Raw genomic sequence first — 24,856 nt, 5'->3', positions numbered from 1 at the left:
ATGCAAGCCAAAAAAAAGTTTTCTATCCTTATCACTACCAAAAATCGTAAAGACGATTTGGTTTTTACATTGCTGAAAATCAATTCTTTATTGAGTAGAGAAGATGTAGAATGCATTATTTGCGATGATGGCTCGGAGGATGGAACGACAGATTTTATTGAGGCAAATTATCCAAAGATTTTATTAATTAGAAATGAGAAAAGTAAAGGATTAATTTACAGCCGAAATCGGCTCTTATCGTTGGTGAGTTCTGAATATGCTATTTCTATTGATGACGACTTGCATTTTATTACTCAAAATCCTTTGGAGATTATCGAAGAAGCATTCGATAAAAATCCTAAAATAGCGCTTCTTGGTTTTAGAGTTTTTTGGAATTTGAAAGAACCGCAAATCACTTATTCTGAAGAGCACTCTCACCGAATGAAGAGCTTTGTTGGCTGCGGTCATGTATGGCGAATGAAGGCTTGGCGCGAAATACCTAATTATCCAGATTGGTTTGTTTTCTATGGAGAAGAAGATTTTGCTTCTTATCAGTTATTCAAAAGAAACTGGGAAATACATTATTTACCAGAAGTTTTGGTCAATCATAGAGTGGATATTAAAGGAAGAAAAAAAAACGCAGATTATACGATTCGCCTAAGACGCTCTTTGCGATCCGGCTGGTATTTGTATTTTTTGTTTTACCCAATTCGCCATATTCCGAGGAGACTATTTTATACTATTTGGATACAGCTTAAAACAAAAGTTTTTAAAGGAGATTTTAAAGCCCTAAAAGCATTAATTTTGGCTTTATTTGATGTAGTGATTTCAATTCCGAAAATTATCAAAAATGCCAACAGATTATCTTTGAAGGAATTCGAAAACTATCAAAATTTAGAAGAAACCAAACTGTACTGGAATCCAAAAGAAAAGGCAAAAACGTAATTCTTTTTAAATGAAAACCATCGCTATTATTCCTGCCCGAGGAGGTTCTAAAAGATTACCTCAAAAAAATATAAAACTGCTTGGCGGATTGCCGTTACTGGCACACAGTATTTTATTCGCTCAGGCGAATAGCGAAATAATAGACGAAATTTATGTTTCGACGGATGATGCAGCAATAAAAAAAATAGCATTAGAAATGGGTGTCAAAGTCATGGACAGACCGAAAGCACTTTCCGGAGATTTAGAGCCTACAGTTACTGCGCTTAAAAATGTATTAGAGCAAATTGACGATGTTGAAAATGTAGTATTATTGCAACCCACAAATCCGTTAAGGTCAGAAAATTTGCTAAGAGAAGCTTTCGATCATTATCTGGAAAAAAAATGTGATAGTTTGTTTACAGTTAGCCAGAATCATCAAAAATTCGGCAAAATTGAAGATAAAAAATTTGTTCCTTTTAATTATAAAGTCGGACAAAGAAGTCAGGATTTAGAGCCTCTTTTTTATGAAAACGGATTATTATATATCTGTAAAGCAAAATTGATTTTAGAGGATAAAATTATTTCAGAAAATGCTTTTCCATTCGTAATAGATACTATTTTTGCCAAAATTGATATTGATACCCAAGAGGATTTTGATTACGCCGAATATGTATTCGATAAACACATAAAAATTAATTCATAACCTACTTTATGAACCCATACATAGAAATTGCAGGAAGAAAAATAGGCCAGGATTTCCCTCCTTTGGTCATAGCAGAAATCGGAATTAATCATGAAGGCTCTTTGCAGGTGGCCAAAGAGATGGTAGATGCAGCTCATCGAGCAGGAGTTGAGGTAGTAAAACATCAGACTCATATTGTAGAAGATGAAATGAGCGGAGCTGCCAAAAAAGTAATTCCGGGCAATGCCGATGTTTCTATTTACGAAATCATGGAACGCTGCTCTCTTAACGAAGCAGACGAATTAGAACTTAAAAATTATGTAGAAAGCAAAGGCATGATTTTTATTTCTACACCGTTTTCCAGAGCTGCCGCAGAACGCTTAAAGAAATTTGATATTCCAGCTTATAAAATAGGTTCTGGAGAATGTAATAATTATCCGTTATTAGAACATATTGCTTCTTTTGGCAAACCTGTTATTTTAAGTACAGGTATGAATACAATAGAAAGTGTTCAGAAAGCAGTTGCTATTTTTGATAAATTCAATATTCCTGTAGCGCTTCTGCATACCACAAATTTGTACCCAACGCCAATACATTTGGTTCGTTTTGGTGCAATGGTAGAATTGCATCAGGCATTTCCGGACAAAGTTTTTGGGTTGAGCGATCATACCCTGAATAATAATGCTTGCTTAGGTGCAGTTGCCCTTGGCGGAAGCATTTTAGAAAGGCATTTTACAGATCACATGCAAAGAACAGGCCCGGATATCGTTTGTAGTATGGATGAAAAAGCGTGTCAGGAACTTATTGTATCTTCTGCAGAAATGGCTTTAATGCGTGGCGGAACAAAAAAACCGGCTATTGAAGAACAAGTAACAATTGATTTTGCATTTGCAACTGTTTGTGCAATAGCGCCTATTAAAAAAGGCGAAGTTTTATCGAAAGAAAATATTTGGGTAAAACGCCCAGGAACGGGTAAGATTTTAGCAGAACATTTTAATGATCTGATTGGAAAAACGGCTGCCAGAGATATTCAAAATGATGAACAATTAAATTGGAACGATATTCAATAAATCCCATTCCCATTTCTAACCTAGATTTATAATTTTGAAACAAAATACCCGATTAAGAGAACTTGATTTTTTAAGAGGAATCGCTATTATTCTCGTTTTAATGCGTCATCAGCAGTTATTCGACTTTACATCAAAAATGGGATGGATAGGTGTTGACTTATTTTTTGTTTTGAGTGGTTTTCTGGTTTCAGGTTTGTTATTTAAAGAATATTTGAAATTTGGCAATATTAAGCCGGGTTTGTTTTTAATAAGAAGAGCATTTAAAATTTATCCAATTTATTACTTAACTTATTTTTTATATCTCATACCCAAAATAATAAAACATCAATTTGAATGGTCTGGACTTTTGTCTGATCTTTTCTTTGTTCAGAATTATGTTTATGGATGGGGATATGCTAACGTACCTAGTTGGTCTTTGGCAGTAGAGGAACATTTTTATTTTGGTTTTGCTCTGCTATTATGGTCAGTGATTAAATATAAGTGGATTGATTTAAAACAAGATTTAGCAGAAAAAATCAGCAAATTTGAAATCGTAATTTTTGTAATTATGATTGCTTGTCTAGCTTTAAGATTGATCAGCAATGTTTATTTTCAGGTAAATGGAGATAAAAATTTCACAATGTCACATTTGAGGATGGATTCACTTTTGGCAGGAGTTCTTGTTTCTTATTTGTATTATTTCAAAAGAGAAAAACTAAGTGTTTTCTTTAACTCAAAGAAATATCTTTTGATGTTTTTGTCAATTAGTTTAATTTTATTTACGCCTTTTATAGATTTCGAAGAATCTTTTTTTGTAAGAACATTTGGTTTCTCTTTTCTTTATATTTCATTTGCTATTTTGCTTGTTCATTTTTTATTAGATAAAGACATAAATAAGAAACTTAACAGAGTTTTTTCACGGCAATTGGTAGATATAATAAGTAAAATTGGTTTTTCATCTTATAGTATTTATATTATTCATAGTTTTATAAATTTTCTTTTCAATTTAATAAATAATTTTGTTCTTAATAATTTATTAGGTCCAATGACATCTTTTTTTATAACATCAATTATGAGTGTTTTAGTCGGATTGTTTATGACATTTAAAATAGAAAAATTCTTTTTAAATTATAGAGAAAAATATTTTGCAAATCGAATAAATTAATTGTTACACTTATATTCCTTTCTGATAGATTCAGGATTGTAATTTTAAAAAAAATGAAAAAAATCCTATTCCTAACAGGTACTCGTGCCGATTTTGGAAAAATAAAATCATTAATTCAAACACTTGAGAAACAAGAAAATTTTGAAGTTTTTGTTTTTGTTACAGGCATGCATTTGCAGGAAGTTTACGGTTATACTTTGATCGAAATTGAGCGCTGTAGTTTCAAGAATGTTTTTACTTTCGAGAATCATACCCACGAAACCACAATGGATTTGACACTTGCAAAAACGATTGAAGGTCTGTCAAATTATTGTAAAACCATTAATCCTGATATGATTGTGGTGCATGGAGATCGTGTAGAAACCCTTGCAGGAGCTATCGTAGGATCGTTAAATAATATTTTGGTCGCTCATATCGAAGGCGGTGAGGTTTCAGGAACAGTTGATGAATTAATTCGTCACAGCGTGAGCAAATTGAGCCACGTTCATTTTGTTTCGAATGAGCAGGCAGCTAAAAGATTGCTGCAAATGGGAGAAATTAAAGACTCCATTTTTACGATTGGTTCTCCCGATATTGATATTATGTTTTCGGATCAATTGCCGGATTTAAGAACAGCAAAAGAATATTACAAAATTGATTTTGAGCAGTATGCTATAGTTATGTTTCATCCTGTTACGACCGAAATTAAGGAAATGCAAAAATATGCAGCAACCTTTGTAGATTCATTATTAGATGACAATCACAACTATGTAGTTATTTTTCCAAATAATGATTTGGGAAGTCAATTTATTCTTGAGGAATATCAAAGATTAAAAGAGAATTCAAGATTCAGAATTTTCCCATCGTTGCGATTTGAATATTTTTTGACTTTGTTAAAAAATAGTCAGTTCATTATTGGCAACAGCAGCGCCGGAATTCGCGAGGCTCCATATTACGGAATCCCTATTATAAATATTGGGACTCGCCAGCAAAACAGAGCAGTTCATGCCGAAATTATTCATGCCGATTATACGCAAAAAAAGATTAAAGAAGCTTTAGCAATAATCGATTCACATCAAATTCAAGCTGTAAACGATGATTTTGGTCATGGAAATAGTGCTGAATTATTTCTTCAATATCTTAAAAAAGCCGAGATTTGGGAGCTTAATCATCAAAAACAATTTAGAGAGAATTAATTCTATAACAGCAATATAAAATGATTACATTCTCTAAACTTGGGAAAAAAGGAAATCTTGGAAATCAACTTTTTCAGATAGCATCTACAATTGGTTTTGCTGAAAAATTTGGACATGAGTATTTTTTTCCAGATTGGAATTATTCAAAATATTTTAAAAATTGGCCACCTGCTTTTTATAAAGATGAATCTTTTGAAATAGTAAATGAAAAAGAGTTTAACTATTATGAATGGAACCTGAAAAAAGGTAATTATGATATTGATGGATGGCTTCAGTCTGAAAAGTATTTTAATGTTGAAAAAACTAAAAAACTTTTTCAGTTTGAAAGTTTTAGCCAGGATTTATATGCTAAATACAGTTTTCTTTTTTCAAAAAAAACAATATTGGTATCTGTTAGAAGAGGCGATTTTGTAAGACACCCTCATTATTATCAATTATCATATTTGTTTTATTTTAAATCAATTATAGAAAATTTTCCTGACTGGAGAGATAGAAATATAGTGTTTACAAGTGATGATATATCGTATTGCAAATATCATTTTTCATTTTTAAAAAATGTATTCTTCTTAGAAGATTTAACACCAATTAATCAATTAGTTTTAGGAGCAAAATGTGATGATTTTATTATTAGTAATTCAACTTTTTCTTGGTGGATCGCTTGGCTAGGAGAAAAGGAAAAATCTAAAATTATTCGGCCAATTAAAATTTTCCAAGGTGAATTCGCAGAGAGAAATAATGATTCAGATTATTTTCCAGATAGATGGTTTAGTTTTGATGACTCTAGTTTTGGAATAGAAAAAAAATATTTTACTCTTTATATAAGAGGCTTTTTATATGAGTTTTTAATTGATATTAGGTTTTTTTATCATAAAAGTAAAAAACGAATTAAAGTACTAATAAAACAATTATTTAGAGGGCTAAAATGAAAAAATTAGGGATAGTAATAACCGATGGTGTAGGATTTCGAAATTTTGTTATGAGTAATTTTATAATAGAAGCTTCTCAACAATTTGACAAAATTGTTATTTATTCTGGTCTACCAGCAAGCTGTTATCGAGATGTAGAAAATTGTAAAATTGAGATAAAGGAACTTACTGTTTTTAATGAAGGGAAAGTAACTTGGGCTTTCAGAAAATGGAAAGAGTTAGCCCATTTACAAAAATATAAAATCTTTTATGGGATGAATGATAATCTCGTTTCAGGTTATCCTAAAAATAATTCTATTAGGTCAATATTTATAAAAATTATTTATTTTTTTACTAAATATATTAATTCAGATTCGAGTATTTTATTTGCAGAAAAGATGCAGTTTTTATCGTTTTCTAAAAATAATGTAACAAAAGAATATCTTGAATTACTTAAAAAAGATACACCATCTCATTTGTTTTTTACACATCAAAGACCTCCTTATTTGGCGCCGTTTTTGTATGCCGCAATCCAATTGAAAATTCCTGCTGGGACTTTTATTTTTAGTTGGGACAATTTGGCATCTAAAGGGAGAATGTTGGGTAATTTTGATTATTTTTTGGTTTGGAGCCAGTTGATGAAAGAAGAGTTGTTCTACTTCTATCCAAATGTAAAAAATGAAAATGTAAAGATTGTGGGAACACCGCAATTTGAGCCTTATGTTCTAAGTAAATACGAATCGACAAGCGAAAGCTTTTTTGCTAAATTTGGTTTAGATAACGCTAAAAAAATAATTTGTTATAGTTGTGCAGATGCTTCAATCGGTCAAAATGATCCTCTAGTAATCAAAGCAATAGCTGAGGGTATTAGAAATAATGAAATAAAGCATCAGGTGCAGCTTCTCGTTAGAACATCTCCAGCTGAAGATGATAGTAGATTTCGATCTATTCGAGATGAATTTCCCGGGATAATATGGAATGTACCAAAATGGATTTTAACCAGAGAAAATCATAGTGAAAATTGGTCCCAAAGAATACCAAGTCAGGAAGATATATCAGACTTGAGATCAATACTCGAAAACTCCGATCTTAGTATTAACATGTGCTCAACTATGAGTCTGGATTTTATGCTATTTGATAAACCAGTAATAAATGCTGTATTTGGAAATTTAGAAAATGGTCTTTACAACGACCAAAGATTTTTAAACTACGATCACTATAAAAAAGTTGTTGATAGTAATGCAGTAATGATTGCTAAGAATACAAAAGTATTAATTGATCAAATTAATACAACTCTTAATAATCCATCAGAAAGAATGAAGTACAGAAAAGCTATGATTGATTTGCAAGTTGGCAAAGAATTAGTGGGAACCAGTAAAAGAATTATTAAAGTTTTGTCAGAGCTATGAGTGAAACCAATTTAAAGTCTTTAAATCTCAATAACAGAATTGCCATTCTAGATGGTTTTAGAGCTCTTGCAATTCTTTCCGTTATATTTTATCATTATTTCTACAGATGGAATAATCCAGTAACACCTTATGACGGAGCTGAGTTTTTTCATTACGGATTTAGAGGTGTTCCTTTTTTCTTTATGATTAGCGGGTTTGTAATTTGCTACTCATTAGAAGGAACTGAAAGTCGTATCGTTTTCTGGAAAAAAAGGTTTATAAGATTATTTCCTTCAATGTTTATAGCCTCAGTTCTAACGTTTGTTTTTTTATCTCTATTCGACAAAACTAAAATGTTTGAAGATAGTAATCAAATTCATAACTTGATTACCAGCATCACTTTCCTGCCTCCAAATGTTTACGATTTACTATTCGGAACCCGAAATTACTTTAGTTATATTAATTTTTCATACTGGAGTCTATGGCCAGAAATTCAATTTTATTTTTTAGCCAGTACAATTTATTTTTTAGATAAAATCAGTTTCAAAAGAAATTTTATAATAGTTTGTATTGCGCTAATGTTGTTGTATAACACCATACTTTTTTTTAATTTAAGTCAAATTAAGTTTCTCGAAAAAGCAATAAATCTGTTTAATCTTATCAAACATTTATCTTTTTTTCTTTCTGGCGCTCTATTCTACATGTTGTATAGAAAAAGTAACCATTATGTATATTTACTTTTTCTCTTGTTTGCTTATTTAAGTGCAAATCTTTCTTTGTCGATTCCCGAATTGATTGCAACTGCAATTATGTTTGGTTTATTTCTCTGTTTTATATACTGTCCGTGGATTTTGACAATTTTTAAAAATAAGATTCTAGCTGCGATTGGTTTTTCTTCTTATTTTTTATATCTAATTCATGAAAATATTGGGGTAGTATGGATTTTAAAAATAGTTCCTTTTTTCCGTTCCAATAGTTTTATCGCTCCGGTTTTAATTATAATTTTCATGACTCTTTTTAGTGTTTTTTATACTAATACAATTGAATATAAGATTATTAAGTATCTTAATAAAACCTTATTAAAAAAGAAAATATGACCAAAATAGCCATACTTTGCAATTACAAATTACATCCTGAAAGAGTTGGCGGAATGGATTATTTTTTCTGGGAATTTGATAAAAAATGCAAAGAAAATAATATAGAAGTCGATTGGTTTTTTCCGAACGAAATTGACAATACAAATTATAAAGGAATGACAATTATTAGTTTTGAGAATTATCAATTAGAAACTTTTTTTATTGATTACATAAATAAAAATAATTCAAAATACGATGTTATCATTACTCATTTTGTTGAGTTATGTAGTTCTTTTTTTAAGGATGTAAAAAAGTATTATCCTTCAAAAATTATTTGTGTTGATCATAATCCAAGACCTCTTGAAGGGTTTACTTTTAAGAAAAAACTAATAAAGAAATTAAAGGGTATTTTGTATTCTAAATACACCGATACATTTATTGGAGTTTCAGATTATACTACTAAAAATATTCTGAAAGATTATGGTTCGTTTTTAAGAAAAAAAACAAAAACAGTTTATAATGGCGTAAAAGAAGAATTGTTTTTGAAGAGAGAAAACAATGAAAGAGATTTTAAAAAATTTATTCTGACTTCAAATTTGAGATACGTAAAGGGAATACAAGATCTCATCGAGGCAGTTTCTCTTTTGCCTGAAACAATAATTGCTAACAGTGTTTTTCATCTTTACGGAGAAGGAGACTATGAAATAAAGTTGAAAGAGATGGTAAAAAAGTATCATTTAGAAAAAAACATTCTTTTTTTCGGAAGTTCTTCTGTTTTAAATGAGATTTATTGCGAGTACGACTACATGATTCAACCTACCTATATGGAATGTTTTAGTTTGTCAATTCTGGAAAGCCTTAGTGCAAATGTTCCAGTAATCACAACTACAGTTGGAGGAAATGCTGAGGTTGTCATTCACAATGAAAATGGCTATTTGATTGAGCCACATCAACCAAAACAGTTAGCGAAACTTTTACAACAGATTTGTCAAGGAGAGAAAAAAATTGATAATGAAACTTTTGCAAATATTCGCCAAAATTTTAATTTACAATTAATGGTCAATAATCATTTTAAAGAATTATGATTTTATTATTAATTAAGGTTTTTAAAATTTATAAGTATATTTTTGCCTTTTAAAACCAGTTTAATTTTATGTTTTTTAATTCCCTCGCATTTGCTGTTTTTCTGCCAATCGTTTTTCTCTTATATTGGTTTGTATTCAATAAAAACAAAAGCACACAAAATGCATTATTGATTATTGCCAGCTATTATTTTTATTCTTGTTGGGATTGGAGATTTTTATTTTTACTCGTTTTCTCTACTTTTCTTGATTATTACACAGGAATTCAAATCGAAAAAGGAAAATCAGAAAAAAGTAGGAAGTTTTGGTTTTGGCTGAGTATTATAGTCAATTTAGGGTTTCTTGGAATCTTTAAATATTATAATTTTTTTGCGGCGTCATTTTCAGAATTGCTAAATTCAGCGGGTATAAAGGTAAGTCCGCTTTTGCTGGATGTAATTCTCCCGGTTGGAATTTCATTTTACACTTTTCATGGTTTGTCGTATGTTATCGATATTTATTTGAAAAGAATAAAAGCAGAATACAATTTTATAGATTATTCTTTATTTGTTAGTTATTTTCCGCTATTAGTGGCGGGACCAATAGAGAGAGCCACCCATTTATTACCTCAGTTAAAAGTAAAAAGAGAATTCGATTTTGAAAAAGCCCAAGAGGGTGTATGCCAAATTATTTGGGGATTGGTCAAAAAAGTGGTTATCGCAGATACCTGCGCAACGTATGCCAATGCTATTTTTGATCATTATCCTTCAATGAATTCTTTTTCTCTTATTTTAGGGGCTATTTATTTTGCTTTTCAGATTTATGGAGATTTCTCAGGATATTCGGATATCGCTTTGGGGGTTTCAAAATTATTTGGTTTAGACCTGTTGCGAAACTTTAATTATCCTTATTTTTCAAGAGATATTGCCGAATTCTGGCGTCGTTGGCACATTTCGCTTTCGTCTTGGTTTCGCGATTATTTATACATTCCGCTTGGTGGAAGCAAAGGCGGAATCTGGATAAAAATTAGAAATACATTCATCATTTTCTTAGTCAGCGGATTTTGGCATGGCGCCAATTGGACATACATTGCCTGGGGTTTCATAAATGCACTGTACTTTTTCCCTTTGCTTTTAAGTAATAGCAATCGGAATAATATGGATGACATTCAGTTAAAATTCGATTTTAGTTCTGTAAAGGTCATCATAAGTATTGTATTTACTTTTGCTTTAACTTGTATTGCATGGGTTTTCTTTAGAGCAAAAACCATAACAGATGCAGTTTTGTATCTAAAACAAATTATTTCTAATAGAGAATTTAAAATTGAATATTTAGCAAACGATAGAAGTAATTACGAACTTATTGTTATGATTGCTTTATTTACTTTGGTTGAATGGAATATTCGCAATAAGATAGAGCCTATTTCAGGAAAAAGGACGACACTGAAATTAGCGTTGGCAATTGCAGCAATTATGGCTTTTGGGACTTTTTCAGATTATAAAGAATTTATATATTTTCAGTTCTAATGAAGAATTTTTTAGTTTACATGACCAAAATTTTGATTGTAATATTTTTGGTTGCAATGATTTTAGATTGTATTTATACTGCTGTTTTTTTGCAATCTAAGAATAGAGGAAAAATAGAAACCGTATTTAATTCTAAAGCGCAAAAACTTGATGTTTTAATTTTAGGAACATCACGCGCTCATAATCATTTTGTTGCACAAATGTTTGAAGACAGAGGTTTGAAAACGTTTAATTATGGAATTAGTGGCGGACATTTGTTTGAGACATCATTGCTTTTGAAATTGATGATAGAAAGAAAGTATACTATTAAAAATATAATTCTTGAAGCTGATTTAAGTCTGGCTAGTGATAAGGAATCTGAAGGTATTACAGCTAAATTTTTGCCATATATTCATAATTCAGCAATTATTAAAGAACATTTTAAATCAGATGCCAATTTTAATAAGTTCTATTATATTCCATTTTATAGATATATCAAATATGATAGTAAAATTGGTTTTAGAGAAGTCTTTTATGCTGCAGTTCATAAAAAGACAAATGTTCTAGATAATTTAGGATATTATCCTTTGATAAAACATAAAAATGGTAATATGAAAAATAATATTGTCAATCTTAACCCACTACCTCATAATAAATATTACCAAGAAATAAAGAATATTTGCAAAGCCAATAATATTAATTTGATAGCAGTTATGACTCCTATGTGCGAAAATGTTGTCGGTATGAATTATTTTGAAAAGGTAAAAAAAGTTTATCCGGAAATTCATAATTACGAAAATGTAGTGGTAGAAAATAAATATTTTTCCTCTTGCGGACACATGAATGACACAGGAGCTAGGATGTTTACAGCCAGAATATTAAAAGACTTTTTTAAGAAATAAATGCATATAGCTTTTTTAACTCCTGAATTTCCTCACAGTAAAGTTGCGTATGCAGCGGGGATTGGTACCAGTATAAATAATCTTGTTACAGCTCTGATCAAGCAAGGAACAAAAGTTTCTGTATTTGTTTATGGGCAAAAAACGCAGGAAATTATTAGGGAGAACGGAATCACGATTCATTTGATTAAAAACAAAAAGTATCCAATTTTGGGTTGGTTTTTCTATCGAAAATATATTCAGAATTATTGTGAATCAATTATAAAAAGAGATAATATTTCTGTAATTGAAGCGCCAGATTGGACTGGTATTACTGCCTTTATGAATTTTAAGATCCCTTTGGTGATTCGTTTTCACGGAAGTGATACTTATTTTTGTCACTTAGAAAAGCGAAAACAAAAACTTAAAAATTATTGGTTCGAAAAATTAGCTTTACAAAAGGCTAAAGCTTTTATTGCACCGACTGAATTTGCCGGAAAACTGACGAATTTACTTTTTAAAGCGAAAAATAAAGAAATTAAAGTTATTCATTATGGTTTAGAACTTCACAAATTTCAGAATGATTTTCCTGAAAAATATGAAAAAAATCTCATCTTATATATTGGAACTTTGATTAGAAAAAAAGGCGTTTTAGAATTGCCTGAAATTTTTAATAGAGTTCGAAGAGAGTTTCCTAATGCAAAATTAGTGCTGATAGGGAATGACTCTTATGATGTGAAAACTAACTCAGATTCAACTTGGCAACTGATGCAAAATCAATTTGATAAAAGAGATTTAGAAAATGTGGATTATATAGGCAAAATTCCGTATTCAGAAGTACAAAATTTTATAAAAAAAGCAAATGTTTGTGTGTTTCCTACTTTTGCAGAAACATTAGGTATGGTGACCATAGAGTCTATGGCCATGCAAAAGGCAGTGGTAAACAGTAACATTGGATGGGCAAATGAATTAATAGAGGACGGTGTAAATGGTTTCTTGGTTCATCCTGAGAATCACGATTTATTTGCAGAAAAAATAAAAAATGTTTTAAGAGATGAAGATTTCGCTCTGAGTATTGGTAAAGCAGCAAGAGAGAAAACCGAAATTTCTTTTGATATAACAATAATCGCAAAGCAGAATATCGAATTTTATAAAAGAATTATTAATCCAGTATAAGGCAAATGAAACTAAAAAAATTTATAACAAAAACTGGAGAAATTATTTTATACAACGGAACGCCAGATCTAGATCAATTAGAAATTTTAACCTCTGGTGCGGGAGATATTTGGCACAGTTCGTTTGAGCAAGGTTACAAAAATGCTTTTCCAGAATTGGTCTATCAAACGGCAGTTTTTTTCTGGTACATTAATGATTTTGATCATCTTGACGAATGCGTGAGTTGGAGAATAAACCCACATCAATTTGCAATACGTAAGTCTGTTTGGGAAACTTTGGGAGGTTTTGATTCTGAGTACGGAAATCTGCAAATGCAAGCACTCGATTTCGGCTATAATGCTTTGAGGATTTCAGCTGCAATTCCGCTCTATATAAAAGGTCTTTTTAAAGAGAAAGAAATAGCAGAAATCAATATTTCAATAAATGATCGATATGTCTTTTTTCGAAAAAACTTCAAGATTGATCACTCAATATTTATGTTGTATCGAGAGGGTTTTTGGAAATGGAAAGAATGGAGTGCTTTTTTTTATGCCAGAAAAAATTTTAAACAAAGAATTGAAAAAAGACCTCTTGTAAAACCTCGCCCATTGAATGTTATTGAAGGCAATCCAAAGGTTAGTTACATCATTCCAACAATGATGCGTCAACAGTTTGCTTTACAGCTTATAAACGATTTAGCACACCAAACGTATCCTGTTTCTCAGGTAGTGGTCATAGATGCAACTCCAGAAAATCAAAGAAATGAAAGTTTGTATGATGAAAAAAAATATCCTTTTGAGTTAATTATAAAATGGCAGGAAACAAAAGGGAGCTGCAGGGCAAGGAACGAAGCCATAGAATTATGTAAGGGCGACTATATTGTTTTTGGAGATGATGATATAAGGATTCAGCCAAATTTTATCGAAAATCATATTAGAATACTGCAAACGTACAAGGCGCATGCATCAGACGGTTTAGATGTTAGGGCGGATAATCAGGAACAAGACTTGACAGATCTGGAAAATAAACTGACACAGTTAGGTGATAAAAGATGGAAAGTAGGAATATCACATACTTTTAATAACGCCAATACTTGTGTCAAAGCAGAGTATGTTCGAAAATTGATAGGAAATGATGTCAATTTTGATGGAGGTTATGGCGAAGATACAGATTTTGGTTTGTCTTTGGCAAAATTAGGAGTAGCACTGATTTCAAATCCATTTTCGGTCAATTTACACTTAAAGCCAGCAACGGGAGGATATCGTTTTTGGGGGACTCAGGCTAAAATTTTAGGTAAAAAGAGAAAAGCCCAACCTTGGGAGCTTGATGTTCCTGTAAAAAGAATAAAGCCAGTTCCGAGTCCAACAATTATGTACGGAATTGTAAAACACTTTACACCGCAACAAGTCAGGGAGTACAAATACAAACATTTTTTCCTGTACCTTTTCAAAGGTTCTAAAACAGGGCTTTTATATCGTTTTCTGCGTTTGCCGTATAAAAATTTACAGTTTAAACGATCTTTATTTTATGCTCGAAAATTAAACCAGTTAGGAATTAGACACAAATAGAGCATGAAATTTTCTTTAATTATTTGTACCTATATGCGTCCTGAACCGTTGCTGAAATTACTGCAATCGGTTCACAAACAGTCCTTGTATCCTGATGAGATACTCATTATTGATGGTTCGATCAACGATGAAACTAAAGAAGTAATAGCGCAAAATAATTTTGAAAATTTACACTATTTTTTAGTTGCGAAAGAAAATCGAGGACTAACAAAACAGCGAAATTTCGGAATTTCGAAAGTAAATTCAGTAATTGAAATCGTTTGTTTTTTGGATGATGATACAGTTTTAGAAACTGATTATTTTGAAATTTTACTAGGTACATATAAAAAAAATCCAGAAGCTCTCGGAGTTGGCGGTTACATTACAAATGAAGTAAAGTGGGATAAAGTAGTAAGGAATTATATTTCTAAAAGTAACGAATTTTGTTTTGACGAATGGAAGCGTAAAGATGGAAGTCGTTTTGTGTTGCGAAAGAAAATTGGTTTAGATACTGATTGTCCACCAGGTTTTTCTCCTAATTTTTCTCATGGAAGGAGTATAGGTTTTTTACCTCCCAGCAATAAAATATATGAAGTGGAACAATTAATGGGTGGTGTTTCGTCTTTTAGGAAAGTAATTTTTGAAACATTTTCATTTTCTACTTATTTTGAAGGTTACGGTTTGTATGAAGATGCAGATTTTTCGCTAAGAGTATCAAAAACGGGGAAATTATATGTAAATACAGATGCAAAATTAAGTCATTTTCATGCAGAGTCAGGAAGGCCTAACCAATATAAGTATGGTAAAATGGTAGTAAGAAATGGTTGGTATGTATGGAGAGTTAAAAATCCAAGACCAATTCTAAAAGACCGCTTAAAATGGAATGCGATTACAATTTTACTCATAATTATAAGGTTGACAAATGTCATTACAGATAAAAATAAAAAAGCTGCATTTACAGAGTCTTTGGGCAGAATAATAGGGTGGTGGAGTCTGATTTTTAATAAACCAATATAAAGGAAATTAACGAATGAGTTCTTCAATTATTAAATTTGCAATAATCACTCATGTAAATCATATTCAAAATGAAATGAAATTTTTTGGCTATGCACCTTATACGCGCGAAATGAATATTTGGTTAAAATATGTTGATGAACTAATTGTTGTTGCACCCTTAAAACATAATAATCCTTCAGTAATCGATCATTTTTATCAGCACCATATCATCGATTTTAGAAAGGTTCCCGATTTTAATGTAACGAGTCTAAAAAACATTTTTTTTTCGGTATTCAAATTGCCAATTATTTTTTGGCAGATTTTTAAGGCTATGAAAAATGCAAATCACATTCATTTGCGATGCCCCGGAAATATTGGATTGATTGGTTGCGTGGTACAAATGTTTTTTCCTCATAAAATAAAAACGGCTAAATATGCCGGAAATTGGGATCCAGGGAGCAAACAACCTTGGACATACAAATTGCAAAAGTATATTTTGAGCAATACTTTTTTGACTCGAAATATGCAGGTTTTGGTTTACGGAGAATGGGAAAATCAAACAAGTAATATAAAACCATTTTTTACAGCCACTTATTCAGAGAATGAAAAAAAAGTCGTAATAAAAGAAAATTTTAAAACTAAAATACAGTTTGTTTTTGTTGGAAGTTTGGTATCCGGTAAAAACCCTATGTATGCAATTCAATTAATTGAGAAGTTAAAAAATAAAGGAAAAAATGTTGTTTTAAATGTGTACGGAAATGGTACTGAAAGTACAGTTCTGGAAGGATATATTAAAACACATCAATTAGAAAATACTATTTTTTTGCACGGTAATCAAAACCAGGAAATTGTTAAAAAGGCCTATCAAAAAAGCCATTTTGTCTTATTGCCGTCAAAAAGCGAAGGTTGGCCCAAGGCCATTGCAGAGGGAATGTTTTGGGGTTGTGTTCCTGTTGCAACCAAGGTTTCTTGTGTACCATACATGCTTGATTTTGGTAATCGCGGCATTTTATTAGAGATGAATCTGGATAAAGATGTTCTTCAACTAGAAAAAATAGTTGAAGATGAGAAAATTTTTATGATCCTGAGCGAACTAGCAAAAGATTGGTCGCAAATATATACTACAGATGTTTTTGAAACTGAAATCAAAAAGCTTTTAGAAAAAAGATGAGAATAGTACAAATCATAGACTCACTAGAAGCAGGAGGAGCAGAACGAATGGCAGTAAATTATGCCAATGCTTTGGTCGGTAGAATTGCATTTTCGGGATTAGTGGTTACCCGAAAAGAAGGAATCTTAAAAAAACAATTAGATGCAAAGGTTTCGTATTTATTTCTTCAAAAAACAAAAAGTATTGACTTTGGAGCAGTTTTTAGGCTTAGGAAATTTATAAAAGACAACAAAATCGGTTTTATTCATGCTCATAGTTCTTCTTTTTTTATTGCTGTTTTGGTAAAACTAACTTTTCCAAAAGTAAAAATCATTTGGCATGATCATTATGGTATTTCACAGGATTTGAACGCAAGAAAAAATATAAGTTTAAAAATTGGTTCACTATTTTTTGCAGGAAGTATTGCAGTTAATCTAGCACTAAAAAAATGGGCAGAATCTTATCTCTGGTCATCAAATATCGTTTATTTTTCTAATTTTATAATTAGTTCTTTTTCCTCAGACGAAGAGTTACCTTTACAAGGTGTTGATCATAAAAGAATTATATGTGTAGCAAATCTTCGGGAGCAAAAAAATCATAAATTATTAATTAGCGCCGCTAATATAATCTGTAAAAAATATCCCGACTGGACTTTTCACTTGTTTGGAAAAGATTTTGAAGATGATTATTCTAAAGAGATTATGAATCTAATTCTAAATTTAAGATTAAATAATAATGTCTTTTTTTACGGAACAACAGAGCATGTTGTTTCGGCATTAAAACAATGCAATATTGCAGTTTTACCTTCATTATCAGAGGGACTTCCTTTGGCTATTTTAGAATATGGTAGGTGTAAAATGCCTGTGGTTGCAACAAATGTTGGGGAAGTATCGAGTGTAATCAATTCTGGAAAAGAAGGTTTGGTGGTTGAATCAGATAATTTGGAACAATTTTCAAATTCGATTATTAAATTCATAGAAAATGAAGAGTATAGAAATAAAATGGGAAAAGCTTTGTTTAGAAAAATCGAATTAAGTTTTAGTGAGCAATCTATTATTAAAGAATACCTATATTGGCTGAATTCTTTGAGTAATTTTAGATAAAATATTTAAAAAAATAAATGAAAAACACTCCATTATCTTATGGCTATCTACTTATAATTCATGCCGCAATTGCTTTGACAGTTTTTGCAATACCTTTTTTGTCTAAAATCTACGCTCTTTTAATACCTATTATTGGCTTTTTTATTGTTTTTAAAACCAAAAACAGAAATAACGAAGTTCTTCTGATTGCTGGTTATCTGGTAGGAGTTGAAGTTTTTCTCCGCATGACAGGTGGAAATTTTAACAATGAGTATATAAAGGTCGCTGTGATTATTTTTATGCTAATCGGCATGATGTACAGCAACTTCTCTGTCAATGGGATGATTTATGCCGTCTTTATACTTCTTTTGGTGCCAGGAATTTTAATAACTACAATAACGGCCGATTTTAGTACAGATATTAAGAAAGCGTTAGTTTTTAATTTGTCGGGAGCAGTTTGTTTGGGGATTTCCTCCATATATATGTATAATAGGAGGATTGGATTTTCTGATTTACAAAATATTCTGGTAGCGATTGGACTTCCCGTAATCACTACAACTATTTATTTGTTTTTATACAATCCAAGTGTTCAGGGTGTTGTGACGGGTACGCAGTCTAACTTTGAAACTTCTGGGGGGTTTGGTCCTAATCAGGTCTCTACTATTTTAGGTTTAGGGATTTTTGTTTTTTTTACACAATTAGTGCTGTTTTCAAAAACTAAAAAAGAAATTTTCTTAAATATTATATTATTTGTTTTGGTGAGTTACAGAGGAATTGTGACTTTCTCCAGAGGCGGTATTATTACCGGAGTGGTGATGATTTGCGCTCTTTTAGCAATCTTGTATTTGTTTTCTTCGTCAAAAAGTAAAGGGAAGTTGGGTTTTGTAATTCTCTTGACATTTATAATGGGTCTTGGTATTTGGGTATATAGTTCGGTGCAGACTTCGGGATTAATTAATAAACGATACGCCAATGAAGATTCGAGAGGTAGAACGAAGAAAGATCGTCTGGGAGGTCGCGAATTAATCATGCAGGACGAGTTCAAACTTTTTATTGATAACCCTGTCATGGGTATTGGAGCAGGTATGGGAAAGCAATTTAGGAAAGAAACATTTGGTGGAGAAGTTGCCTCACATAACGAGATATCAAGGATGTTAAGTGAGCATGGAATATTTGGTATCTTAGGACTTTTATTGCTTTTTATAATACCTTTTGCTGTTTATATCAATAATCGACAACATTTGTATTTTTTGTCGTTTTATTTTTTTTGGTTATTGACAATAAATCATGCTTCAATGCGTACCGCAGCACCAGCGTTTATTTATGCTCTAACACTTCTTTGGGTAGAAATTAGAGTTCCGAAAAAAGCTGAAAATTCGCTAAACTAATTTCTATTTTTATAATACATTTGCCTTAATTAGTGACTCGGAATAAATTTAAAAAAGATGTTTACAAACAATAAAATGCATTTCGAAATTTCAGAAAGAAAAGTATTACTTCATATTTTTGATGCTTTTTTTGTTCTGGGCAGTTTGCATTTATTGAGTTTAATAGTAGAGTTTCATTATTTCAAATTTTCTTTAGAAAATTATTACTGGGAAGCTGTTTTAGTGCTTTATTTATTCCTGTTCGGGACCATTTTTGAAATGTACAATCTGCAAGTAGCAAGCAATCAATTTCAGATTCTCAAAAGCACTATTTTTACCACCACATCAACAGTTATTGTCTATTTACTTACACCGGTTTTGTCTCCAGAACTTCCAAAACACAGGATTGCCATCCTGACATTTTATCTTACGGTGCTTTTTGCGTTATTAATTTGGAGAAGTATTTATGTCTATTTTTTAGCTTCCTATCGGTTTTTACAAAACGTAGTTTTAATTTGTGATCAAAATCAGGTAGAAGAGTTGGTGTTAGGTCTGGAAAGTGTTGATCCGCATTATAAAATAATAGGATTTGTGAATTCAGATTCTTCCGTAGATAAAAAAAATCATTACATAAAAGAAGTCAATAAAACAGATTTAAAGGTTTTTGTGAAAAAGAATAATGTTTCAGAAATTATTATAGCCTCACAAAAAACGGACGGAATTACTCCAGATTTATACCAGCAATTATTACATCTTTTAGAATCTGGAAGTGTAATACGCGAGTACACGCAAGTGTACGAAAGCAAAACCCAACGCATTCCCGTGCAATACATAGCACGAGATTTTTATCGCTTTTTCCCTTTTAGCCGAAATAATCATAATAAATTATATTTATTATTAGTGCTTCTTATCGGATACATTTTTTCTTTGATTGGTATGTCGCTCTGTTTGGTTTTTATTCCTATTATTTTTGTTGGAAATTTAATAGGAAACAAAGGGCCTTTGTTCTATACGCAAGAGCGTGTTGGCAAAGACGGAGTAGTTTTCGAGATTTATAAATTCCGGACAATGATAGCAAACTCTGAGCAAAACGGAGTTGTTTTTGCAACTTCAAATGATAAAAGAATTACTCCTTTTGGAAAGTTTTTGCGCAAAACCCGACTTGACGAATTTCCGCAATTCATCAACATTCTAAAAGGAGATATGGCTGTTATTGGCCCCAGACCAGAGCGTCCATTTTTTGTAAAAGAAATTGCCGAAATTATGCCTTTTTATGAGACGAGACATGTTATCAAACCCGGTCTTACAGGCTGGGCGCAGGTAAATTATTCTTATGGAGAATCTATAGAAGAGAGTTTGATAAAGTTGCAATACGATTTGTATTATATCAAACACAGAAGTATTTTTCTCGATCTGAGCATTACTTTAAAAACATTTACAACCATACTTTTTTATCGCGGACAATAATCTCTAAATAATAATCGGAATTGGTTTTTTGTTCCGAAGAGCTACTCTAACCAAAACGATCCCGCTGGTAATAATCATAGGGAGTACTATCAAAAGATGTGCTTTGTTGATCATAAACAAGAAATAAACGACCAAAAATAATAAGTGCAAAACTGCAAATCGATAGGTCCATTTTTTGTTTTTAATGAGAGATAGCAAAATTAAAATCAGTAAAAAAGGACTAAATAAAAGCACATTATAATTCATTGCCAACTCCTGATGAAGTGAGTAAAATCCAACGATTATAAAAAAGATCCCCATTAGAGATAAAACAAAAAGATAGCTTTTGTCGACAATTTTGTTTTTTGCTACCGCTACAAAGGCAAGGATAAAAAGATAAGTATAAAGGTTATTCCACCATGAAAAAGGTGTTTCTTTTTCGAAATTTAAAATTGTCTTGCTTTTACTGGTTAACGGATGATTTTGAAAATTGATTTGCTCTAAGCTATTTTTTAATTCAAAAGGCAAAAATATTTTAGTTCCCGGTTGGTCTACTTTAGTTCCGAAAATAATACTTGTTCCTAGTTTTTCATAAAAATGTCCATCAAAATAAGGAAATAAAATACTTCTATAAGTAATAGTAGTGTCTCCTTTTTTTACAATTGCATTGCTTTTTAAAGTTTTATTGATGATGTCGACCACCATTGAAGTACAATTTTTGTCGATAAATTTATAAGTATAATAACGATCTTCTGAAAGTAAAGTGCGATTAAGATTAGAAAATAATTCTTGTTTCAGATTAATAGGAATTAGTAATTCTTGCTCGTAAACGCTTCTTTTTTCATTATTATAATCGTTAATAAAATCTACGTAGGCATGCGCCGTAACAAAATATTGTAAATCTCCTTTTGCAAATTTGGCTATAAAATTTGGCGTTCTAAAATCAAAGGCACCATAATTATAAACGATATCGATATGGTTTGTTGTATCGGTAACCCGAATAGCGGTATGACCAAAATAAGAATAGGTCTCGTTACCCAGTCCGCATGTTAAAATGCTTACTTTTAAATCTTTAGAAACAGGTATGTCTTGGCCAAAACCAACGCAACAACTTAGTACTAATAGTATGCTAAAAAGTGTTTTTTGAAGGAAGACTTTTTTCATGATTTAAAATGTTAAGAAGTTTGTGGTTTTTAAATTATTTTCTAAAGATACCTAAATCTACTTTCAAGGAAAAAATATTCGAATACAAAGCGGTACTTTGATTGCCTAAATCGGTCAAAGCGTAATCAATTTGTATGCCTTTATATTTAAAACCAAGACCAATATTGGGCTGAAAACTAAGTTTTTCGGTGCTGTCTAATTGCGTTACATTCTGAAAATTTCCAGCTCCGGCTCTTAAAAAAACGAGATCTGTATAACCAAATTCAAAGCCCACTGCCGGATCAATACTTACTATTTGAGATGAAATAACATCATTGGTTTGTTCAAAACGCATATTTAGATTGGTTGCCACCAAAAGGCTGTAATCATTATGGAAGTCAATTTTTTTGGCGACTCCTAATTGTGCTTTGGGCAAAGTAATTTCGGTACTTTCTGGCAATTCCTGATTTTCTCCCGGAATAGCATCAGAGATTTTCTTGTATTCTTTTTCGTCAATATTCCAAATATTATATGTCGTGGTAATGTCGCGAAGCATTAGGCCAAACTGCCAATCATTTTTTTCGAATTGTATTCCAAAATCAAAACCAAAACCCCAGGAATTGGCAAATTTACCAATGATTCTTCGAATGATTTTAGCATTTACCCCGTATTGAAAACCCTCTACAGGCAATTTTCTCGCATACGAAAAGGTAAAACCATAATCGGCAGTTGAAAATAAGCTAATTCGGTTGTAATCTATATTGCCTTGGTTGTCAATTAATTCTGTAGTGTCTAAGATGTCGTCAACTCCAAAACGAATCATCGAAATTCCCCAAGCACTTCTGTCATCAATAGGGATTGCATAACCAATGTAGTCGTACTGCGCAATGTTGGCAAAATAATTTGCGTGCATCAATGATATTTGATGATCTTCGAGATGCAATAAACCTGCTGGATTCCAGTAGCCCGAATTAACATCGCTGGTCGAAGCAACAACGGCATTCGACATCCCTAAGGCTGCGGCATCAACACCAATATTCATAAATTCATTCGAATATTTACGAGTTGTTTGGCTATATTGGGCGGTACAATAGCTAAGTAATAATAAGACTAAAAATTTTTTCAACGTTTATTTTTTTGAAAACAGAGGCTTGTTTAAATTTTTATCAAAAATATAATAATTTACTGAGCTTATTTACTCCTTTTAGTAAATATTGCTGATGGGTATGATTTAATAAAAATCTATTTTAAAAACACGTGCAACATTAACATATTATGCTAAATTTGTTCCTCAAGACTATCAAATTTATAAAACATGAATATCAAAAAACACATTCCGAATTTAATTACGTTAATCAATCTTTTTTGTGGTTGTATCGCAGTTGTTTTTGTATCGCAAGCTAATTGTTGGCAAGATTCTTTTTACTTTCTTATGGCTTTTTACATGGTGTGTTTGGGGATATTTTTTGATTTTTTTGATGGTTTTTTTGCGAGATTATTCAAAGTCTCAAGTCCACTTGGATTGCAATTAGATTCTTTGGCAGATATGGTGACGAGCGGCGTTGTTCCAGGTTATGTAATGTATAGTATGTTCGAAAGAAGCGGTCATCAATTAGGAAATCAGGCTATCATTCCTTTTTTAGGATTTATTATCACTTTAGGTGCGTGTTACAGATTAGCCAATTTTAATATTGACACTCGTCAGACAGATTCATTTATTGGTTTGCCAACTCCTGCCAATGCATTGTTTATTTTAAGCCTTCCATTGGTTGTAGAATTTTCAAATTCTATCATCATTCTTGAAGTTTTAACAAATGAATGGGTTTTACTACTTATTACATTATGTAGTGCTTATGTTATGAATGCTGAAATTCCATTGTTTTCATTAAAAATCAAGAAATTCAATTTGAAAGACAATGCACTTCAAATACTATTTTTATTGATTTCTGGCGTATTGCTCGTTTTACTTCGTTACATCGCAATTCCTTTGATTATTATTTTTTATGTGTTATTGTCGATTACAAACAATATCTTTTCTAAAAAGTAGTTTTTTGGTTTGAATAAAAAACAAAATGGCGCAACGAAGAACTTCTTATACCAAAAAATCAAAACCTGCAAAATCGATCTTTAATCAGGTCTTACGATGGATAGTGGGAACTTTTTTTACGATGCTTTTTTTAGGTGCCGTTTATCATTATCGTCATGGACTGGCGTATTATTTGGGTTTTAAATCCAATAGAACAGAAGATAGTGTTGAAAAACGCCTTTCGGATGTTCGAAATATTCAGGTTTTAGAAAATCATAAAGGAAAAGTTGTAGGGATTGATGTTTCTGAATTTCAAGGAGTTATTGAGTGGGATGATGTCGAAATGCTGGAGGAAAAATATCCTGTGCAGTTTGTTTTTGTTCGCGCTACAGCCGGTAACGATAGGGTTGACAGACAATTTAAAAATAACTGGTTAGAAGCCAAAAAGCATAAAATTATTCGTGGGGCTTATCATTATTACCGTCCGAACGAAAATTCTATCGAGCAGGCTAATCTTTTTATAAAAACGGTCAAGCTAAAAAAAGGTGATTTGCCTCCGGTTTTGGATATTGAAAAGTTGCCTAAAAATCAGCCTTTGGATTCATTAAAAAAAGGCTTGAAAAGATGGTTAAATAAAGTAGAATCACATTATGGTGTGCGCCCAATCATCTATACGGGAGAACGCTATTATAGTGATTTTTTGCAAGATGGTTTTGGAGAATACTTATTCTGGATTGCCAATTATAATTTTTACAGAGAAAAAATGGACGAAGAATGGCTTTTCTGGCAATTTACAGAAAAAGCGACTGTGCCGGGAATAGAACGGAGTGTCGACGTAAATATTTACAATGGCGACTTAGAACAATTGCAATTTATAACTGTGGAGTAGTTTTTTCTGTTTGATAAAAATTATTTCGACAAAAGTGCCAAAGGTATTAATGAGAGCAATGCAATAGCTATCACAACCGAATAAGGATTTGCAAAATTTAAGGTGTAGCCCATCCAAGCGACCCTTTTAGGAGGCAATAAACGATTGTCTTTTGGGTTGTAATAAATAAAACCACAGATCCAATTATTTGGGTCTTTGTGCCAATTGTCGTAATCTTCTTGTGTTGGTTCTTGCTGACTCATTTTCTTTATTTTTAAAGTAAAAAAAA

The 24,856-nt window shown here is 31.5% G+C and carries 23 protein-coding genes; 20 read left to right on the top strand and 3 right to left on the bottom strand.

Annotation, left to right across the window (positions count from 1 at the left end; all coding sequences use genetic code 11):
- From LNP22_RS01860 to LNP22_RS01775, 18 genes are all read left to right on the top strand, one after another.
- The gene (locus LNP22_RS01860) at positions 1–924 is read left to right on the top strand and encodes a glycosyltransferase family 2 protein (protein ID WP_229975051.1); all 924 of its coding nucleotides are present in this window, start codon (positions 1–3) and stop codon (positions 922–924) included.
- A gap of 10 nt (positions 925–934) precedes the next feature.
- The gene (locus tag LNP22_RS01855) at positions 935–1,606 is read left to right on the top strand and encodes an acylneuraminate cytidylyltransferase family protein (protein WP_229975050.1); all 672 of its coding nucleotides are present in this window, start codon (positions 935–937) and stop codon (positions 1,604–1,606) included.
- An 8-nt stretch (positions 1,607–1,614) separates the two neighbouring features.
- The gene (locus tag LNP22_RS01850; protein ID WP_229975049.1) at positions 1,615–2,655 is read left to right on the top strand and encodes an N-acetylneuraminate synthase family protein; all 1,041 of its coding nucleotides are present in this window, start codon (positions 1,615–1,617) and stop codon (positions 2,653–2,655) included.
- 34 nt (positions 2,656–2,689) lie between these two features.
- A complete protein-coding gene (locus tag LNP22_RS01845; protein WP_229975048.1) occupies positions 2,690–3,799 on the top strand; it encodes an acyltransferase family protein in 1,110 nt (369 codons plus the stop codon).
- 53 nt (positions 3,800–3,852) lie between these two features.
- Positions 3,853–4,974, top strand: coding sequence for a UDP-N-acetylglucosamine 2-epimerase (gene neuC / locus LNP22_RS01840; protein WP_229975047.1), 1,122 nt, complete (start codon positions 3,853–3,855; stop codon positions 4,972–4,974).
- Between the two features lie 20 nt (positions 4,975–4,994).
- A complete protein-coding gene (locus LNP22_RS01835; RefSeq protein ID WP_229975046.1) occupies positions 4,995–5,900 on the top strand; it encodes an alpha-1,2-fucosyltransferase in 906 nt (301 codons plus the stop codon).
- Positions 5,897–7,288: a CDP-glycerol glycerophosphotransferase family protein gene (locus LNP22_RS01830; RefSeq protein ID WP_229975045.1), complete on the top strand. Its 1,392-nt coding sequence runs from the start codon at positions 5,897–5,899 to the stop codon at positions 7,286–7,288. Before LNP22_RS01835 ends, LNP22_RS01830 begins: the two co-directional genes overlap by 4 nt.
- Positions 7,285–8,364, top strand: a complete 1,080-nt coding sequence (locus tag LNP22_RS01825) for an acyltransferase family protein (RefSeq protein WP_229975044.1) — start codon at positions 7,285–7,287, stop codon at positions 8,362–8,364. Before LNP22_RS01830 ends, LNP22_RS01825 begins: the two co-directional genes overlap by 4 nt.
- Complete coding sequence (locus LNP22_RS01820) at positions 8,361–9,428, top strand: glycosyltransferase family 4 protein (protein ID WP_229975043.1); 1,068 nt, start codon at positions 8,361–8,363, stop codon at positions 9,426–9,428. Before LNP22_RS01825 ends, LNP22_RS01820 begins: the two co-directional genes overlap by 4 nt.
- A 68-nt stretch (positions 9,429–9,496) precedes the next feature.
- Positions 9,497–10,930: an MBOAT family O-acyltransferase gene (locus tag LNP22_RS01815; RefSeq protein WP_229975042.1), complete on the top strand. Its 1,434-nt coding sequence runs from the start codon at positions 9,497–9,499 to the stop codon at positions 10,928–10,930.
- A complete protein-coding gene (locus LNP22_RS01810) occupies positions 10,930–11,811 on the top strand; it encodes a hypothetical protein (protein ID WP_229975041.1) in 882 nt (293 codons plus the stop codon). The genes LNP22_RS01815 and LNP22_RS01810 overlap by 1 nt, the downstream gene beginning before the upstream one ends.
- Positions 11,812–12,963 carry a glycosyltransferase family 4 protein gene (locus LNP22_RS01805; RefSeq protein ID WP_229975040.1) on the top strand — a complete coding sequence of 384 codons (1,152 nt, stop codon included), beginning with the start codon at positions 11,812–11,814 and terminating at the stop codon, positions 12,961–12,963.
- Positions 12,964–12,968: 5 nt separating this feature from the next.
- Positions 12,969–14,510 (top strand): glycosyltransferase family 2 protein, encoded by a 1,542-nt coding sequence (locus LNP22_RS01800; protein ID WP_229975039.1) that lies wholly within the window; start codon positions 12,969–12,971, stop codon positions 14,508–14,510.
- 3 nt (positions 14,511–14,513) lie between these two features.
- Positions 14,514–15,506: a glycosyltransferase family 2 protein gene (locus LNP22_RS01795; protein WP_229975038.1), complete on the top strand. Its 993-nt coding sequence runs from the start codon at positions 14,514–14,516 to the stop codon at positions 15,504–15,506.
- A 73-nt stretch (positions 15,507–15,579) separates the two neighbouring features.
- On the top strand, positions 15,580–16,656 hold the full coding sequence (locus LNP22_RS01790; RefSeq protein WP_319616425.1) for a glycosyltransferase: 1,077 nt from the start codon (positions 15,580–15,582) through the stop codon (positions 16,654–16,656).
- Positions 16,653–17,738 (top strand): glycosyltransferase family 4 protein, encoded by a 1,086-nt coding sequence (locus tag LNP22_RS01785; RefSeq protein WP_229975037.1) that lies wholly within the window; start codon positions 16,653–16,655, stop codon positions 17,736–17,738. Before LNP22_RS01790 ends, LNP22_RS01785 begins: the two co-directional genes overlap by 4 nt.
- A 17-nt stretch (positions 17,739–17,755) precedes the next feature.
- On the top strand, positions 17,756–19,105 hold the full coding sequence (locus LNP22_RS01780; RefSeq protein WP_229975036.1) for an O-antigen ligase family protein: 1,350 nt from the start codon (positions 17,756–17,758) through the stop codon (positions 19,103–19,105).
- Positions 19,106–19,162: 57 nt separating this feature from the next.
- Positions 19,163–20,551: an exopolysaccharide biosynthesis polyprenyl glycosylphosphotransferase gene (locus tag LNP22_RS01775; RefSeq protein WP_229975035.1), complete on the top strand. Its 1,389-nt coding sequence runs from the start codon at positions 19,163–19,165 to the stop codon at positions 20,549–20,551.
- A 3-nt stretch (positions 20,552–20,554) separates the two neighbouring features.
- Here LNP22_RS01775 and LNP22_RS01770 read toward each other — a convergent pair whose 3' ends face one another.
- Together LNP22_RS01770 and LNP22_RS01765 are read right to left on the bottom strand one after the other, a co-directional pair.
- Positions 20,555–21,694 (bottom strand): lipoprotein N-acyltransferase Lnb domain-containing protein, encoded by a 1,140-nt coding sequence (locus LNP22_RS01770; RefSeq protein WP_229975034.1) that lies wholly within the window; start codon positions 21,692–21,694, stop codon positions 20,555–20,557.
- Between the two features lie 34 nt (positions 21,695–21,728).
- Positions 21,729–22,799, bottom strand: coding sequence for a putative type IX sorting system protein PorV2 (locus LNP22_RS01765; RefSeq protein WP_229975033.1), 1,071 nt, complete (start codon positions 22,797–22,799; stop codon positions 21,729–21,731).
- Positions 22,800–22,988: 189 nt separating this feature from the next.
- On the opposite strand from LNP22_RS01765, the gene LNP22_RS01760 reads away from it, so the two are divergent.
- Together LNP22_RS01760 and LNP22_RS01755 are read left to right on the top strand one after the other, a co-directional pair.
- Positions 22,989–23,720 carry a CDP-alcohol phosphatidyltransferase family protein gene (locus LNP22_RS01760; RefSeq protein ID WP_229975032.1) on the top strand — a complete coding sequence of 244 codons (732 nt, stop codon included), beginning with the start codon at positions 22,989–22,991 and terminating at the stop codon, positions 23,718–23,720.
- A 25-nt stretch (positions 23,721–23,745) separates the two neighbouring features.
- Positions 23,746–24,588 carry a glycoside hydrolase family 25 protein gene (locus LNP22_RS01755; protein WP_229975031.1) on the top strand — a complete coding sequence of 281 codons (843 nt, stop codon included), beginning with the start codon at positions 23,746–23,748 and terminating at the stop codon, positions 24,586–24,588.
- 20 nt (positions 24,589–24,608) lie between these two features.
- Here the strand turns inward: LNP22_RS01755 and LNP22_RS01750 are convergent, their stop codons facing one another.
- On the bottom strand, positions 24,609–24,830 hold the full coding sequence (locus LNP22_RS01750; protein ID WP_229975030.1) for a DUF5808 domain-containing protein: 222 nt from the start codon (positions 24,828–24,830) through the stop codon (positions 24,609–24,611).
- Between the last annotated feature and the right edge of the window lie 26 nt (positions 24,831–24,856).

This window comes from Flavobacterium flavipigmentatum (genome assembly GCF_020911905.1).
GTDB classification, from domain to species: Bacteria; Bacteroidota; Bacteroidia; order Flavobacteriales; family Flavobacteriaceae; genus Flavobacterium; species Flavobacterium flavipigmentatum.
Note: the sequence above shows the minus strand (reverse complement) of the source record. Positions and strands in the feature narration are given on the sequence as shown.

Bases quoted from the DNA above. Each gene is read 5' to 3' on its own strand.
- LNP22_RS01860 (WP_229975051.1), top strand. From the start codon at position 1: ATGCAAGCCAAAAAAAAGTTTTCTATCCTTATCACTACCAAAAATCGT.
- LNP22_RS01855 (WP_229975050.1), top strand. From the start codon at position 935: ATGAAAACCATCGCTATTATTCCTGCCCGAGGAGGTTCTAAAAGATTA.
- LNP22_RS01850 (WP_229975049.1), top strand. From the start codon at position 1,615: ATGAACCCATACATAGAAATTGCAGGAAGAAAAATAGGCCAGGATTTC.
- neuC (WP_229975047.1), top strand. From the start codon at position 3,853: ATGAAAAAAATCCTATTCCTAACAGGTACTCGTGCCGATTTTGGAAAA.
- LNP22_RS01835 (WP_229975046.1), top strand. From the start codon at position 4,995: ATGATTACATTCTCTAAACTTGGGAAAAAAGGAAATCTTGGAAATCAA.
- LNP22_RS01830 (WP_229975045.1), top strand. From the start codon at position 5,897: ATGAAAAAATTAGGGATAGTAATAACCGATGGTGTAGGATTTCGAAAT.
- LNP22_RS01825 (WP_229975044.1), top strand. From the start codon at position 7,285: ATGAGTGAAACCAATTTAAAGTCTTTAAATCTCAATAACAGAATTGCC.
- LNP22_RS01820 (WP_229975043.1), top strand. From the start codon at position 8,361: ATGACCAAAATAGCCATACTTTGCAATTACAAATTACATCCTGAAAGA.
- LNP22_RS01815 (WP_229975042.1), top strand. From the start codon at position 9,497: ATGTTTTTTAATTCCCTCGCATTTGCTGTTTTTCTGCCAATCGTTTTT.
- LNP22_RS01810 (WP_229975041.1), top strand. From the start codon at position 10,930: ATGAAGAATTTTTTAGTTTACATGACCAAAATTTTGATTGTAATATTT.
- LNP22_RS01805 (WP_229975040.1), top strand. From the start codon at position 11,812: ATGCATATAGCTTTTTTAACTCCTGAATTTCCTCACAGTAAAGTTGCG.
- LNP22_RS01800 (WP_229975039.1), top strand. From the start codon at position 12,969: ATGAAACTAAAAAAATTTATAACAAAAACTGGAGAAATTATTTTATAC.
- LNP22_RS01795 (WP_229975038.1), top strand. From the start codon at position 14,514: ATGAAATTTTCTTTAATTATTTGTACCTATATGCGTCCTGAACCGTTG.
- LNP22_RS01790 (WP_319616425.1), top strand. From the start codon at position 15,580: ATGAAATTTTTTGGCTATGCACCTTATACGCGCGAAATGAATATTTGG.
- LNP22_RS01785 (WP_229975037.1), top strand. From the start codon at position 16,653: ATGAGAATAGTACAAATCATAGACTCACTAGAAGCAGGAGGAGCAGAA.
- LNP22_RS01780 (WP_229975036.1), top strand. From the start codon at position 17,756: ATGAAAAACACTCCATTATCTTATGGCTATCTACTTATAATTCATGCC.
- LNP22_RS01775 (WP_229975035.1), top strand. From the start codon at position 19,163: ATGTTTACAAACAATAAAATGCATTTCGAAATTTCAGAAAGAAAAGTA.
- LNP22_RS01770 (WP_229975034.1), bottom strand. From the start codon at position 21,694: ATGAAAAAAGTCTTCCTTCAAAAAACACTTTTTAGCATACTATTAGTA.
- LNP22_RS01760 (WP_229975032.1), top strand. From the start codon at position 22,989: ATGAATATCAAAAAACACATTCCGAATTTAATTACGTTAATCAATCTT.
- LNP22_RS01755 (WP_229975031.1), top strand. From the start codon at position 23,746: ATGGCGCAACGAAGAACTTCTTATACCAAAAAATCAAAACCTGCAAAA.
- LNP22_RS01750 (WP_229975030.1), bottom strand. From the start codon at position 24,830: ATGAGTCAGCAAGAACCAACACAAGAAGATTACGACAATTGGCACAAA.